Origin of the sequence: Curtobacterium guangdongense (genome assembly GCF_049341845.1) — a bacterium.
Lineage (GTDB): Bacteria > Actinomycetota > Actinomycetes > Actinomycetales > Microbacteriaceae > Curtobacterium > Curtobacterium guangdongense.
In genome coordinates this window covers 164,848-179,637 of the sequence record NZ_JBMPIT010000004.1, presented here as the reverse complement: position 1 = coordinate 179,637, position 14,790 = coordinate 164,848, and the positions used below count along the sequence as shown (strand labels likewise).

Sequence of the window (14,790 nt, the reverse complement as noted above, 5' to 3'; positions counted from 1 at the left end):
TCATATTGCGGTCGACGCAGAGTTCTTCGAGAACAGGCCCTGGTGAGTTCGGTCCCGTATATGTCGGCGGGTACCGCTCACCCAGATCATCGCACATGTGTTCCCGCTCACGCGGCTGGCTCATGATCGCGTGTCTTCGAGGGTTGCGCCGAGCGTTCAATCCACTCACCTACATGCTGCTCGTCAGTACCGGCCCGACGGGGCCTACGGAGGTCACACCCTTGGCTGCTGCGCCCAACGCATCCACCAACCCCAAGAACGGTCGCAACCACTCGCGACTCTCGTTCGCCAAGATCACGGACACCCTCACGGTTCCCGATCTGCTCGCTCTCCAGACGGAGAGCTTCGACTGGCTCGTCGGCAACGACGTCTGGAAGGCCCGACTGGCCGAGGGGCAGGAGCAGGGTCGTACCGACCTCGCGCTGCACTCCGGCCTCGAGGAGATCTTCGAGGAGATCTCCCCGATCGAGGACCTCGGCGAGACGATGCAGCTCTCGTTCACGTCCCCGGAGCTCGAGGACCCGAAGTACTCCATCGACGACTGCAAGGAACGCGGCAAGACCTACGCCGCCCCGCTGTACGTCAACGCCGAGTTCATGAACCACATGACCGGTGAGATCAAGACGCAGACGGTCTTCATGGGCGACTTCCCGCTCATGACCGAGCGCGGCACCTTCATCATCAACGGCACCGAGCGTGTCGTCGTCTCGCAGCTCGTCCGCTCCCCGGGCGTGTACTTCGAGCGTCAGCAGGAGAAGACGTCCGACAAGGACATCTACTCCGCTCGCATCATCCCGTCGCGCGGCGCATGGCTCGAGTTCGAGATCGACAAGCGCGACCAGGTGGGCGTGCGCATCGACCGCAAGCGCAAGCAGTCGGTCACGGTCTTCCTCAAGGCCCTCGGCCTGACGAGCGAGGAGATCCTCGACGAGTTCCAGGGCTTCGCCTCGATCGAGTCGACCCTCGAGAAGGACGCCATCCTCACCAAGGAAGAGGCGCTCAAGGACATCTACCGCAAGCTCCGTCCGGGCGAGCAGGTCGCTGCCGAGGCCGCGCGTGCGCTCCTCGACAACTTCTACTTCAACCCGAAGCGCTACGACCTCGCGAAGGTCGGCCGCTACAAGCTGGACCGCAAGCTCGGCATCGACGCGCCGCTGTCCGACTCGGTGCTCTCCGTCCAGGACATCGTCGCGACGATCAAGTACCTGGTCTCGCTGCACGCCGAGCGCACCACGATCGACGGCGTCCGCGACGGCGAGCCGGTGCAGCTCCGCCTCGACGTGGACGACATCGACCACTTCGGCAACCGTCGCATCCGCGCGGTGGGCGAGCTCATCCAGAACCAGGTCCGCACGGGTCTGTCCCGCATGGAGCGCGTCGTCCGCGAGCGCATGACCACGCAGGACATCGAGGCGATCACCCCGCAGACGCTCATCAACGTGCGTCCGGTCGTCGCCGCGATCAAGGAGTTCTTCGGAACGTCCCAGCTGTCGCAGTTCATGGACCAGAACAACCCGCTCGCGGGCCTGACGCACAAGCGTCGTCTCTCGGCCCTCGGCCCGGGTGGTCTGTCCCGTGAGCGTGCCGGCGTCGAGGTCCGCGACGTCCACCCGTCGCACTACGGCCGCATGTGCCCGATCGAGACCCCGGAAGGCCCGAACATCGGCCTGATCGGCTCGCTCGCGTCGTTCGGTCGGATCAACTCGTTCGGCTTCATCGAGACCCCGTACCGTCGCGTCGTCAACGGCGAGGTCACGAAGACCATCGACTACCTCACCGCCTCGGAAGAGGACGAGTTCGTCGTCGCGCAGGCCAACGCCCCGCTGACCGACTCGTTCCACTTCGCCGACGACAAGGTGCTCGTCCGCAAGAAGGGCGGCGAGGTCGAACTCGTCGCCAAGGACGAGGTCGACTACATGGACGTCTCCCCGCGCCAGATGGTGTCGGTCGCGACGTCGCTCATCCCGTTCCTCGAGCACGACGACGCGAACCGCGCCCTCATGGGTGCGAACATGCAGCGTCAGGCAGTGCCGCTCCTCCGCTCCGAGTCGCCGCTCGTCGGCACCGGCATGGAGGGCTACACCGCCATCGACGCCGGCGACGTCGTCACCGCCGACAAGGCCGGTGTCGTCTCCGAGGTCTCGGCCGACGCCGTGACCCTGCAGCTCGACGAGGGCGGCACGCAGACGTACTACCTGCGCAAGTTCGACCGCTCGAACCAGGGCACGAGCTACAACCACCGCGTCGTCGTCTCGGCCGGTGAGCGTGTGGAGCAGGGCGAGGTCATCGCCGACGGCCCCGCGACGGAGAACGGCGAGCTCGCGCTCGGCAAGAACCTCCTCGTCGCGTTCATGCCGTGGGAGGGCTACAACTACGAGGACGCGATGATCCTGTCGCAGAACCTCATCAAGGACGACACGCTCTCCTCGATCCACATCGAGGAGTACGAGGTCGACGCCCGCGACACCAAGCTCGGCAAGGAGGAGATCACCCGCGACCTCCCGAACGTCAGCCCGGACCTCCTGGCCGACCTCGACGAGCGCGGCATCATCCGCATCGGAGCCGAGGTCCGCCCGGGCGACATCCTCGTCGGCAAGGTCACGCCGAAGGGCGAGACCGAGCTCAGCGCAGAAGAGCGGCTCCTCCGCGCCATCTTCAACGAGAAGTCGCGCGAAGTCCGCGACACCTCGCTGAAGGTGCCCCACGGTGAAGAGGGCACGATCATCGGCGTCAAGGTGTTCGACGCGCAGGACGGCGACGACGAGCTCGGCTCGGGCGTCAACCAGCGCGTGGTCGTCTACATCGCCCAGAAGCGCAAGATCACCGCCGGTGACAAGCTCGCCGGTCGTCACGGCAACAAGGGCGTCATCTCGACGATCCTGCCGGTCGAGGACATGCCGTTCCTCGCGGACGGCACCCCGGTCGACATCGTGCTCAACCCGCTCGGCGTCCCCGGCCGCATGAACTTCGGCCAGGTCCTCGAGATCCACCTCGGGTGGCTCGCCAAGCAGGGCTGGAACGTCGAGGGCGTGCAGGAGTGGGCATCGGCTCTTCCGGAGGCGGCGCGCAGCGCGGCACCCGGCACGAAGGTCGCCACCCCGGTGTTCGACGGCGCTTACGAGCGTGAGATCGAGGGACTCCTCGACTCGACGCTCCCGAACCGCGACGGCGAGCGCCTGATCGGTTCCTCCGGCAAGGCCCAGCTCTTCGACGGTCGCTCCGGCGAACCGTTCCCGGAGCCGGTCTCGGTCGGGTACATGTACATCCTGAAGCTCCACCACCTGGTCGACGACAAGATCCACGCCCGTTCGACCGGCCCGTACTCGATGATCACGCAGCAGCCGCTGGGTGGTAAGGCGCAGTTCGGTGGACAGCGTTTCGGCGAGATGGAGGTGTGGGCACTCGAGGCATACGGTGCCGCGTACGCCCTCCAGGAGCTCCTGACGATCAAGTCCGACGACATCCTCGGCCGCGTGAAGGTCTACGAGGCGATCGTCAAGGGCGAGAACATCCAGGAGCCCGGAATCCCGGAGAGCTTCAAGGTCCTCATGAAGGAGATGCAGTCGCTCTGCCTGAACGTCGAGGTCCTCTCGGCCGACGGCCAGGCGGTCAGCCTCCGCGACACGGACGACGAGGTCTTCCGTGCCGCTGAAGAGCTCGGCATCAACATCTCCTCGCGGTTCGAGTCGTCCTCCGTCGACGACATCTGATCCCGCCCCGCCCGACAACGTTTCGAATTCAGCAAGAGAGAAGAACATTGCTCGAAGCAACTTCCTTTGACGCACTGCGGATCGGCCTGGCCACGGCCGAGGACATCCGCCAGTGGTCGTACGGCGAGGTCAAGAAGCCGGAGACCATCAACTACCGCACCCTGAAGCCCGAGAAGGACGGTTTGTTCGGCGAACAGATCTTCGGTCCTTCCCGCGACTGGGAGTGCGCCTGCGGCAAGTACAAGCGTGTCCGCTTCAAGGGCATCGTCTGCGAGCGCTGCGGCGTCGAGGTCACCAAGTCCTCGGTCCGTCGTGAGCGCATGGGCCACATCGAGCTCGCCGCACCCGTCACGCACATCTGGTACTTCAAGGGCGTCCCGTCGCGCCTTGGTTACCTGCTGGACATGGCGCCGAAGGACCTCGAGAAGGTCATCTACTTCGCCGCGTACATGATCATCAGCATCGACGAAGAGGGCCGGCACGCTGACATGCCGGGTCTCGAGAACGAGATGCGCCTCGAGATCAAGAACCTCGAGAACCAGCGCGACTCGATCATCGCCGACCGCCTCAAGAAGCTCGAGGACGACCTCGCAGCGCTCGAGGAAGAGGGCGCCAAGGCCGACATCAAGCGCCGCACCAAGGACACCGCCGAGAAGGAGATGTCCCAGGTCCGCAAGTCGTTCGACGAGGACATCACCCGCCTCGAGCGCGTGTGGGAGGACTTCCGCAACCTCAAGGTCGGCGACCTCAAGCCCGAGGACGCCGTCTTCCACGAGCTGCAGGACCGGTTCGGGATCTACTTCGACGCCTACATGGGCGCCGAGGCGATCAAGCTCCGTCTCGAGGCGTTCGACCTGGCCGCCGAGGCCGAGTCGCTCCGTCTGCAGATCGCCGAGGGCAAGGGCCAGAAGAAGATCCGCGCGATCAAGCGTCTGCGCGTCGTCTCCTCCTTCCTCGCCACCGGCAACTCGCCGGCAGCGATGGTCCTCGACGTCGTCCCGGTCATCCCGCCGGAGCTCCGCCCGATGGTGCAGCTCGACGGTGGCCGCTTCGCCACCTCGGACCTCAACGACCTCTACCGTCGTGTGATCAACCGCAACAACCGTCTCCGCCGCCTGCTCGACCTCGGTGCCCCCGAGATCATCGTGAACAACGAGAAGCGCATGCTGCAGGAAGCGGTCGACGCGCTGTTCGACAACGGTCGTCGTGGTCGCCCCGTCACGGGTACCGGCAACCGCGCCCTGAAGTCCCTGAGCGACATGCTCAAGGGCAAGCAGGGTCGTTTCCGCCAGAACCTGCTCGGCAAGCGCGTCGACTACTCGGGTCGTTCGGTCATCATCGTCGGCCCGCAGCTCAAGCTCCACCAGTGCGGTCTGCCCAAGCAGATGGCCCTCGAGCTGTTCAAGCCGTTCGTCATCAAGCGCCTGATCGACCTGTCGCACGCGCAGAACATCAAGTCGGCCAAGCGCATGGTCGAGCGTTCGCGTCCGCAGGTGTGGGACGTGCTCGAGGAGATCATCCGCGAGCGCCCCGTCCTGCTGAACCGTGCGCCGACGCTGCACCGTCTGGGCATCCAGGCGTTCGAGCCGCAGCTCGTCGAGGGCAAGGCCATCCAGCTCCACCCGCTCGTGTGTGCTGCGTTCAACGCGGACTTCGACGGTGACCAGATGGCCGTGCACCTGCCGCTGTCGGTCGAGGCCCAGGCCGAGGCACGCATCCTGATGCTCGCCTCGAACAACATCCTCAAGCCGTCGGACGGCCGCCCGGTCACCCTGCCCGCGCAGGACATGATCATCGGTCTGCACCACCTGACGACCGTCCGTGAGGGCGCCGTCGGTGAGGGTCGTGCGTTCTCCTCCGTCGCCGAGGCGATCCTCGCGAAGGACCAGAACACGCTGCACCTGAACGCCAAGGTGAAGATCCGCATGTCGGGTGTCCACTTCGCCGAGGGTGAAGCTCCCGAGGGCTACGAGGTCGGTCAGCCGATCCTCCTCGAGACGACCCTGGGTCGCGCGCTCTTCAACGAGACCCTGCCGGCGGACTACCCGTTCGTCCAGCGGGTCACCGACAAGGGCACGCTCTCCGCGATCGTCAACGACCTCGCCGAGCGCTACTCCAAGACCGAGACGGCCGCCGCGCTCGACCGGATCAAGGACGCCGGCTTCTACTGGGGCACGCGCTCCGGTGTGACCGTCGCGCTCTCCGACGTCGTGACGCCTCCTCGCAAGAAGGAGATCATCGCGGGCTACGAGGCGCAGGCCGCCAAGGTCCAGGGCGAGTTCGACAAGGGTCTGATCACCGACGCGGAACGTCGCGCCGACCTGATCAAGATCTGGACCGAGGCGACCAACGAGATCGCGCAGGAGATGCGGGACAACTTCCCCATCGACAACACGATCAACCGCATGGTGTCCTCCGGTGCCCGTGGTAACTGGCTGCAGGTCCGCAACATCGCCGGTATGCGTGGTCTGGTGAACAACCCGAAGGGCGAGATCATCGCCCGCCCGATCATCAACTCGTACCGCGAGGGCCTGACCGTGGCGGAGTACTTCATCGCCACCCACGGTGCTCGAAAGGGTCTTGCCGACACCGCGCTCCGGACCGCGGACTCCGGGTACCTCACCCGTCGTCTCGTGGACGTCTCGCAGGACGTCATCATCCGCGAGGACGACTGCGGCACCACGCGCGGCCTCGAGCTGCCGATCGCCACGGTCGACGCCGACGGCAAGCTCGTCCGCGACGCCCGCGTCGAGAACACCGTGTACTCGCGCACCCTCGCCACCCCGGCGACGGACGCGAAGGGCACGGTCGTCGCCGAGGCAGGCGAGGACGTCGGTGACGTCCTCATCGACAAGCTGGTCGCGGCCGGTGTCGAGAGCATCAAGGTGCGCTCGGTGCTGACCTGCGAGTCGGCCGTCGGTGTCTGCGCGAAGTGCTACGGCCGGTCGCTCGCCACGGGCAACCTGGTCGACATCGGCGAGGCCGTCGGCATCATCGCCGCACAGTCCATCGGTGAGCCCGGTACCCAGCTGACGATGCGTACCTTCCACACGGGTGGTTCGGCGTCCGCTGACGACATCACCCAGGGTCTGCCCCGTGTCACCGAGCTCTTCGAGGCCCGTACCCCGAAGGGCGCGTCCCCGATCGCCGAGGCCCCCGGCCGCGTCGTCGTCGAGGACACGGACAAGGGCCGTCGGATCATCCTCACGCCGGACAACGGTGACGAGCCGTTCATCTACCCGGTGCTCAAGCGTGCGACCCTCCTCATCGAGGACGGACAGCACGTCGAGCTCGGCGAGCAGTTCATCGCCGGCACGGTGGACCCGAAGGAGGTCCTCCGCGTGAAGGGCGTCCGTGAGGTCCAGAAGCACCTGGTCAACGGTGTGCAGGACGTGTACGGCTCGCAGGGTGTGCCGATCCACGACAAGCACATCGAGGTCATCGTCCGCCAGATGCTCCGCAAGGTGACGGTCGTCGACCACGCCGACACGGACCTGCTCCCGGGTGAGCTCGTCGACCGTTCGCGGTACAACGAGATCAACCGTGCGGCGCTGCAGGAGGGTCGCAAGACCGCTTCCGCTCGCCAGGAGGTCATGGGCATCACCAAGGCGTCCCTCGCGACCGAGTCGTGGCTGTCCGCCGCGTCCTTCCAGGAGACCACCCGCGTGCTCACGCAGGCGGCCATGGAGGGCAAGCAGGACCACCTCGTCGGCCTCAAGGAGAACGTCATCATCGGTAAGCTCATCCCCGCCGGGACGGGCCTCAGCCGGTACCGCGACGTGGACGTGAACGCGACGGAAGAAGCGAAGGCGGAGCGGTACCCGAACCGCATCTTCGCGGATGACTCGTCGTTCTCGGACGCCGACCTGAGCTTCGTCGACTTCGACAGCTTCTCGTCGGACGACTTCACGCCGGGCACGTACAACTGAGCCGAGTGATCCACTGACGAGGGCCCCGCATCCACCAGGATGCGGGGCCCTCGCTCGTTGCGGGACGGGGTGCGGTCAGCGGTACGTCCGTGTGACGCTGCCGAGGGGACCGTCATCGCCCGTGGCCGAGACGGTCACGGTCCCGCCTGCCATGCGGCGCGGGTCGAGCGTCACGGTCCACTTCGACGTGCCGGGCACCGGCGGCTCGACGCGGTTGCCGTCGGCGTCGGTCACCAGCGTGCCGTCGGCGTCGGTGAACGACAGGCGGGCGCCCGGCTCGGCTGTCCCGGACAGGACGAGCTTCTTGGCGGTGGCCTTCGTCACGTCGGCCGTCACCGGGAACGGGATCGTCGCCCCGCTCGTCGTCGAACCGATGAGCTTGCCGTCGTCGTACACCTCGGCGACGATCCCCATGAAGCGGATGCCGTCCGCCGGGTAGGCGAGGTCGGCGCTCCACGTGCCGTCCGTGTTCGTGGTCCAGTCCTGGCCGTCGGTGAGCGACCACGGAGCGCCGGACTCGTCGACGAACCGCATGTCGGTGCCGGCAGGGCCACGCCCCTCGACGTGTACGACGCGGGCGACGGGGTCGACCCGGACCGTGTCGACGAACGCCGACGGCTCGAGCTTCGCCGATGAGTTGACGCGGATCTGTTCCGCTCCGTCGAAGCGCTCCACGGTCGTGAGGACGTGGTTGCCGAACCGCACGCCGGAGATCCGTTGGGCGAAGGCGCCGTCGCGGTCGGTGGTCGTCGTGGCGGTCGGCACACCGTCGAGGGTGAGCTCGATGCGGCTGCGCGGCTCGAACCCGATGCCGTCGATCTTCATGGAGCGGTTCCAGTTCTCGCGGGCGATGACGATCCGCTGGTAGCTCACCTCGTGGGTGCTCGCTCGCAGGGTCGCCACCGGGGAACCGATCGAGTCGGTGACGCGGAAGGTGTGGTCCCCGAACCCGTCGACGTGCGCCGTGGTCCGCCACGAGCCGTTCGGCTTGACGCGGGTCTCGACGGGCGCACCGTCCGAGGGGGTGATCGAGACGAGATCACCCGCGTCGCCCGTGCCCGTCAGGGTCACGTCACCCGCGTTGTGCGCGATCGAGCCGACCCTGGCGGTGAACTGCGCGGCCTGTGCCGGAGACGCGACGAGCGTCGAACCGAGCACCAACGCTGCCGCGACGACCACCGCGGCGCAACGCCGCTGTACCACATCTGAAATACGTGTGTTCTGCATGGCGGCCATGCTGGCACTACCTCTGACGGTTGTCCAGTAGTTGCCATGACGGACGGGAGGCTCGGTGCCAGCTGGCACCGAGCCTCCCGTCCGTCTGCGGTCGCGTCTAGATCGTGCGGCCGGCGTCGCTGTCGCGACCGCCTGATCCGCGCCCCGTCTCGTCCGCGAGCGAGTAGAGGCTGAGCACGTTGCCGTCGGGGTCGCGGACGTCGAACCAGTCGATGGCGCCCTCGACGCGCTCGACGGGACCGACGTCGATGCCGAGTGCGCCGATCCGGGTGTGCTGCGCGGCGACGTCGTCGACACCGAAGCGGACGATGACCGCGTTCTCCTCGGCCTGGTCGTCCTCGACGAGCTGGATCCAGATGCCGCCGATCTCGTACTCGGCGATGCCCTCGGCCGGCTCGAGGTCCGGCTCGACGCGCTCGAACACCGCGCCGTACCAGAGGCAGGACGCTTCGATGTCGGTGACGGGCAGCCCCACGGTCACGCTCGTGATGTCCATGACTCATCATGTCCTGCTCTTGCCGCGCTCGTCGAGGGATTTCCTGTCCTCCACAGCACGATCGATTCCGCGCCCGTCCACCGTCCCCTGTTCTGGGTGCGCCCGGACGCCCTCCGGCCCTCATTCTGGGACTTCGGTACCCGCCGGTCCCGGCCATAGCGTGGACAGGCGTCGAACCCTGTCGACGCACCACGACGTCCTCACGCAACCCGAAGGAGGCAGCGAGACTCATGGCGACGCTCTCCGAGATCCTGATCCTCAACGGAGCACTCCCGATCGAGCACCTCGACTCGCTCACCGGCGACGAGGAGATCGACGAACGCTCGATCCGCTCACTCGTCGATCGTGGCGTCGTCAGCGAGGCGCAGTTCATCACCGCACGTGCGGCGTCGAACAACTCCAAGACCGTCCCCCTGACCGACTACCCGGTCGACGGCACCGCCGTGTCGATGCTCCCAGCGGCGCTCTGCCGGCGGCACCAGGTGCTCGGCATCGGCTTCGAGGGCGACGTGCTCGTGCTCGCGATGGTGAACCCGACGAACGTGCTCGCGGTCGACGACGCCCGTGCCGCCTCCGGCCGGGCCATCAAGCCGCTCCAGGTCGAGGAACGCGACCTCGCCGCAGCGCTCGACCGCTACCTGCGTGCCGACGACGAGCTCAACGACCTGACGTCCTCCCTCGAAGAAGAGGCGACGGCGAACGCCCAGCAGCAGGTCGACATCGGCGAGGGCTCGCTCGACGACGTCCCGATCGTCCGTTTCGTGAACCTGCTCGTCTCGCAGGCGATCCAGGACCACGCGTCCGACATCCACATCGAGCCCGGCGAGCACGAGGTCCGGGTGCGCTACCGCATCGACGGCGTGCTGCACGAGATGGCCCCTGCGCCCAAGAACATCCAGAACGGCGTCATCAGCCGTCTGAAGATCATGAGCGACATCGACATCGCCGAGCGTCGCAAGCCGCAGGACGGCCGCATGTCGGTCCGCCACGGTGGCCGCCAGATCGACCTCCGCGTGGCGACCCTGCCCACCGTGTGGGGCGAGAAGGTCGTCATGCGAATCCTCGACAACACGAACACGTCGATGTCCCTCAAGGACCTCAACCTGCTCGAGCAGAACTTCGACGCGTACCAGCGGTCCTACTCCAAGCCGTACGGCATGATCCTCGTCACCGGCCCCACCGGCTCGGGCAAGTCGACCACCCTGTACACGACCCTCAACGCCGTCGCCCGACCCGAGATCAACGTGATCACGGTCGAGGACCCGGTCGAGTACCGGATGGCGGGCATCAACCAGGTGCAGGTCAACCCGAAGGCCGGCCTGACCTTCGCGTCCGCGCTCCGGTCGATCCTGCGTTCCGACCCCGACGTCGTGCTCCTCGGTGAGATCCGCGACCACGAAACCGCCCAGATCGCGATCGAGGCATCGCTCACCGGCCACCTCGTGCTCTCCACGCTGCACACGAACGACGCCCCCTCGGCGATCACCCGTCTCACCGAGATGGACATCGAGCCCTTCCTCGTCGGGTCGGCGCTCGACTGCGTCGTCGCGCAGCGTCTCGCCCGCAAGCTCTGCGACCGCTGCAAGGCCCCGGCCGAGTACACGTTCGACCAGCTCCGGGTGATGGGCTTCGTCGGTGACGACGACGCCACGATCCCGCCGTTCTTCGCACCGGTGGGCTGTGCCGTCTGCTCGAACACCGGGTACCGCGGCCGCATCGCCCTGCACGAGGTCATGACCGTCTCCGAGGAGATCGAGCGCCTCGCCGTCGCACGGGCGTCCAGCGCCGAGATCAGCCGCGTCGCGCAGGAGCAGGGCATGCTCACGCTCCGCCAGGACGGCTGGGAAAAGGTGAAGCTCGGGCTGACGAGCGTCGACGAGATCCTGCGCGTGGTGGCGTAGGCGAAGGGCACGAACCGATGACCGATTCCGTGTACGACATCCCCGACGTCAACGACCCCATCGACGGCTGGCACCCCGGCCGTCCTGGCACCGAGGTCGGAGGCCGACGTGCCGCACGCTTGGCGTCGCAGTCGGAGGCGACCGCTGCCGCGCCGGCCCCTTCTGCCGCGCCCGCGCCAGCCATCCCCGTCTACGACCTGTCCGACGACCTCGCCGGCTGGCCCGCACCGTCCGGTTCGCCCGTCGCCGTGCCGGTCGCCCAGCCGCAGGCGCGTCCGGCCACGCCGCCGGCCGCGGTCCCGCCCTCGACGGCGTCGTACGGGTACGCGGACCAGGCGACCCAACACCTGCCGGTCGTCCCTGCTGACCCGACCACGGTCCTCCCGGCCGTGCACGCACCCACCGTCTTCGCGACGCCCGCCGTCGCACCGGGTGCCGAGCCGCTGCCCGAGATCGGCTTCACGCGCCACGCGCGTGAAGTCGCGGACCCCGACCTCATCACCGCGCTCGCCCAGGTCGTCTACCAGGGTGCATCCGACCTCCACGTCACCGCCGACGCCCCGCCGACCGTCCGCGTCGACGGCGGTCTCCGCCCCGCTGTTCCCGGTGGACCCTGGGCGCGGAACAAGGTCATCGCAGCGCTGAAGACCCTGATGACCGTCGAGCAGGCCGGGCAGTTCGACCACGAGCAGGAGCTCGACTTCGCGTACTCGCTCTCGCCGGAGTACCGCTTCCGCGTGAACTACTACCAGCAGCGCGGCAACTGGGGAGCGGCCTTCCGCATCATCCCCACCAAGATCAAGACGCTCAAGCAGCTCGGCATCCCCGAGCACGTCGGCGACTTCGCCAAGCTGCCGCGTGGGCTCGTGCTCGTCACCGGGCCCACCGGTTCCGGCAAGTCGACCACCCTCGCCGCGCTCATCGACCTGGTCAACGAGACCCGTGCCGACCACATCGTCACGGTCGAGGACCCGATCGAGTTCATGCACGACCACAAGAAGGCGATCATCAACCAGCGTGAGGTCGGTGCGGACACGCACTCCTTCGCGAAGGCGCTCAAGCACGTTCTGCGTCAGGACCCCGACGTCATCCTGATCGGCGAGCTCCGCGACCTCGAGACGATCTCCGTCGCGCTGACCGCCGCCGAGACCGGCCACCTGGTGTTCGCCACCCTGCACACGCAGAGCGCCCCCGGCACCATCGACCGTGTCATCGACGTGTTCCCGCCGCACCAGCAGGGACAGATCCGGACGCAGCTCGCCTCCACGCTCGAAGGCGTCGTCTGCCAGACGCTCGTGCCGAAGGCCAGCGGGGTCGGCCGGGTCGTCGCGACCGAGATCATGACCACGACCCCCGCCATCGGCAACCTCATCCGTGAGGGCAAGACCTACCAGATCACCTCCGCCATGCAGGCCGGCCGTGACTCGGGCATGCACACGATGGACCAGGACCTCGCCGAACTCGTCAACGTCGGCACCATCACGCGTCGTGCGGCCATGGAGAAGGTCCACGACCACGAAGGGTTCGACCGGCTCGTGCAGCGCGTCGAATCGCCGTCCGACTCGTCCGCAGCGGCCATCGCCGCGAGCGGGATCGACTTCGGCGACAAGTTCTCCGGAGGCCACTGATGTCACTCGCGTTCGACTACCGGGGCCGCGACGGCGGCGGCAAGCTCGTCAAGGGGCGGCTCGACGCCGCGTCGGAAGGTGCTGTCGTCCAGCGCCTGCGCACGATGGGGGTCTCGCCGATCGCCATCACCGAGGCGAAGGCCGGCACGGGGCTGCAGACCGAGATCAAGATCCCCGGGTTCTCGAAGGGTGTGGGGCTCAAGGACCTGGCGATCATGTCGCGGCAAGCATCTACGATGCTGTCGTCGGGGCTCTCTCTGCTCCGCGCGCTGACGATCCTCGCTGACCAGACCGAGAACAAGAAGCTCAAGGACATCATCGGCAAGGTCCGTGATGACGTCGAGCGCGGTGTCTCCTTCTCCGACGCCGTCGCCAAGTACCCGGTCGACTTCCCGCCGATCATGATCAACATGATCCGCGCCGGCGAGACCGGCGGCTTCCTCGACCAGGCCATGGACTCCATCGCCACGAACTTCGAGAAGGAGCACAAGCTCCGCTCGACGATCAAGTCGGCGATGACCTACCCCGTGGTCGTGCTGGTGATGTCACTCGTCGCCGTCGTGGTGATGCTCGTCTTCATCGTGCCGATCTTCCAGGACATGTTCTCGAGCCTGGGGGGCAAGCTCCCGCTTCCGACCCAGATCCTCGTCACGCTGTCCCACGCCATGCGGTGGGTGGCGCCGATCCTCGCCGTCGCCATCGTCGTCGGGTGGGTCTGGTACCGCGCGAACAAGAACACCGATCGTTTCCGTAGTTTCCGTGATCCGCTCCTCCTCAGGATGCCGGTCTTCGGTGGGCTGACGAAGAAGATCGTGATCGCGAGGTTCGCGCGGAACTTCTCGAACATGATCGGTGCTGGCGTTCCGATTCTGCAGGCACTGAAGATCGTCGGCGAGGTCTCGAACAACTTCGTCGTGCAGCGTGCTCTCGAACGCGTTTCGGAAAGCGTCCGAAAAGGTGAATCTATTGCAGATCCACTGGCGAAGGAAAAGGTCTTCCCCAGCATGGTCTCGCAGATGGTCGCTGTCGGGGAAGACGCGGGCTCGCTGGAAGTGATGCTCGAGAAGATTGCCATTTTCTACGACTCCGAAGTCGAATCGACGACGGAGGCACTGACCTCGCTCATCGAGCCGCTGCTCATCGCCTTCCTCGGCGTGGTCGTGGGGGGCATGATCATCGCCCTGTACCTCCCGATCTTCCAGATCACGTCGCTCGTCCACTGACGAGCGTGACCGCGCCACCTCCGTTCGGGGGTGGTTTGGTCGACGAGTGCCCCCGTTACTGGGGGCATTTTGTTTGCCGGTGACCCCCGTTCTCGGGATTATGCCCAGAAACTGCCCCGAATACGCTTGCCATCGGCGGCGAGCAAAGCCCCGATAACTCCACCCGACATTCCTGAACGAATGGAAACAACCATGTACTTCGCTCTCATGGGCAAGCTCGACGCTCGCCGCAAGGGCCTCCTGGCCGAAGAGGAGAAGGGCTTCACGCTCATCGAGCTCCTCGTCGTCGTCATCATCATCGGCATCCTCGCGGCCATCGCGATCCCGGTGTACCTGAACGTCCAGAACAACGCCAAGGACGCGACCGTCAAGTCCGACCTCGCCAACGCCAAGACCGCGGTCATCGCGTTCCAGACGGACAAGAACGGCAAGCTGCCGACGACGACGGACTTCAGTACTTCGGCCACGATGACGCCGTACGGCTGGACGCAGAGCACCGACACCGTGTTCACCTATGTTCCCGCAGCAACCGGCTCCTCGTTCTGCATCTCGGCAAAGGGTGCGACCGGCACCGCCTTCAAGATCACCGACACCGCAGCGGCCACCGCCGGTACCTGCAGCTGATCTGAGTGAGTTCCCGAGGGGCGGTTCGTCTGCGGACGGACCG

8 protein-coding genes are annotated in these 14,790 nt (G+C 66.7%); 6 read left to right on the top strand and 2 right to left on the bottom strand.

The window, feature by feature from the left end; translation table 11 throughout:
- Positions 1 to 221: 221 nt before the first annotated feature.
- Together rpoB and ACO0E1_RS07380 are read left to right on the top strand one after the other, a co-directional pair.
- Positions 222 to 3,710 (top strand): DNA-directed RNA polymerase subunit beta, encoded by a 3,489-nt coding sequence (rpoB, locus tag ACO0E1_RS07385; RefSeq protein ID WP_281266035.1) that lies wholly within the window; start codon positions 222 to 224, stop codon positions 3,708 to 3,710.
- Between the two features lie 47 nt (positions 3,711 to 3,757).
- Positions 3,758 to 7,639: a DNA-directed RNA polymerase subunit beta' gene (locus ACO0E1_RS07380; protein ID WP_281266034.1), complete on the top strand. Its 3,882-nt coding sequence runs from the start codon at positions 3,758 to 3,760 to the stop codon at positions 7,637 to 7,639.
- A 75-nt stretch (positions 7,640 to 7,714) separates the two neighbouring features.
- Here the strand turns inward: ACO0E1_RS07380 and ACO0E1_RS07375 are convergent, their stop codons facing one another.
- Both ACO0E1_RS07375 and ACO0E1_RS07370 read right to left on the bottom strand, forming a co-directional pair.
- Positions 7,715 to 8,866 carry an Ig-like domain-containing protein gene (locus tag ACO0E1_RS07375; protein ID WP_422873579.1) on the bottom strand — a complete coding sequence of 384 codons (1,152 nt, stop codon included), beginning with the start codon at positions 8,864 to 8,866 and terminating at the stop codon, positions 7,715 to 7,717.
- 106 nt (positions 8,867 to 8,972) lie between these two features.
- Entirely contained in the window at positions 8,973 to 9,371 is a 399-nt protein-coding gene (locus ACO0E1_RS07370) for a VOC family protein (protein ID WP_422873578.1), read from the bottom strand.
- Positions 9,372 to 9,601: 230 nt separating this feature from the next.
- Between ACO0E1_RS07370 and ACO0E1_RS07365 the strand changes: the two genes are divergently transcribed.
- The 4 genes from ACO0E1_RS07365 to ACO0E1_RS07350 all read left to right on the top strand — a co-directional run bounded on the left by ACO0E1_RS07365 (position 9,602) and on the right by ACO0E1_RS07350 (position 14,747).
- Positions 9,602 to 11,272 (top strand): GspE/PulE family protein, encoded by a 1,671-nt coding sequence (locus ACO0E1_RS07365; RefSeq protein WP_402727269.1) that lies wholly within the window; start codon positions 9,602 to 9,604, stop codon positions 11,270 to 11,272.
- A 17-nt stretch (positions 11,273 to 11,289) separates the two neighbouring features.
- Complete coding sequence (locus ACO0E1_RS07360) at positions 11,290 to 12,900, top strand: type IV pilus twitching motility protein PilT (protein ID WP_422873577.1); 1,611 nt, start codon at positions 11,290 to 11,292, stop codon at positions 12,898 to 12,900.
- Positions 12,900 to 14,123, top strand: coding sequence for a type II secretion system F family protein (locus ACO0E1_RS07355; RefSeq protein WP_422873576.1), 1,224 nt, complete (start codon positions 12,900 to 12,902; stop codon positions 14,121 to 14,123). Before ACO0E1_RS07360 ends, ACO0E1_RS07355 begins: the two co-directional genes overlap by 1 nt.
- A 192-nt stretch (positions 14,124 to 14,315) precedes the next feature.
- Entirely contained in the window at positions 14,316 to 14,747 is a 432-nt protein-coding gene (locus ACO0E1_RS07350; protein WP_422873575.1) for a type II secretion system protein, read from the top strand.
- Positions 14,748 to 14,790: the final 43 nt, after the last annotated feature.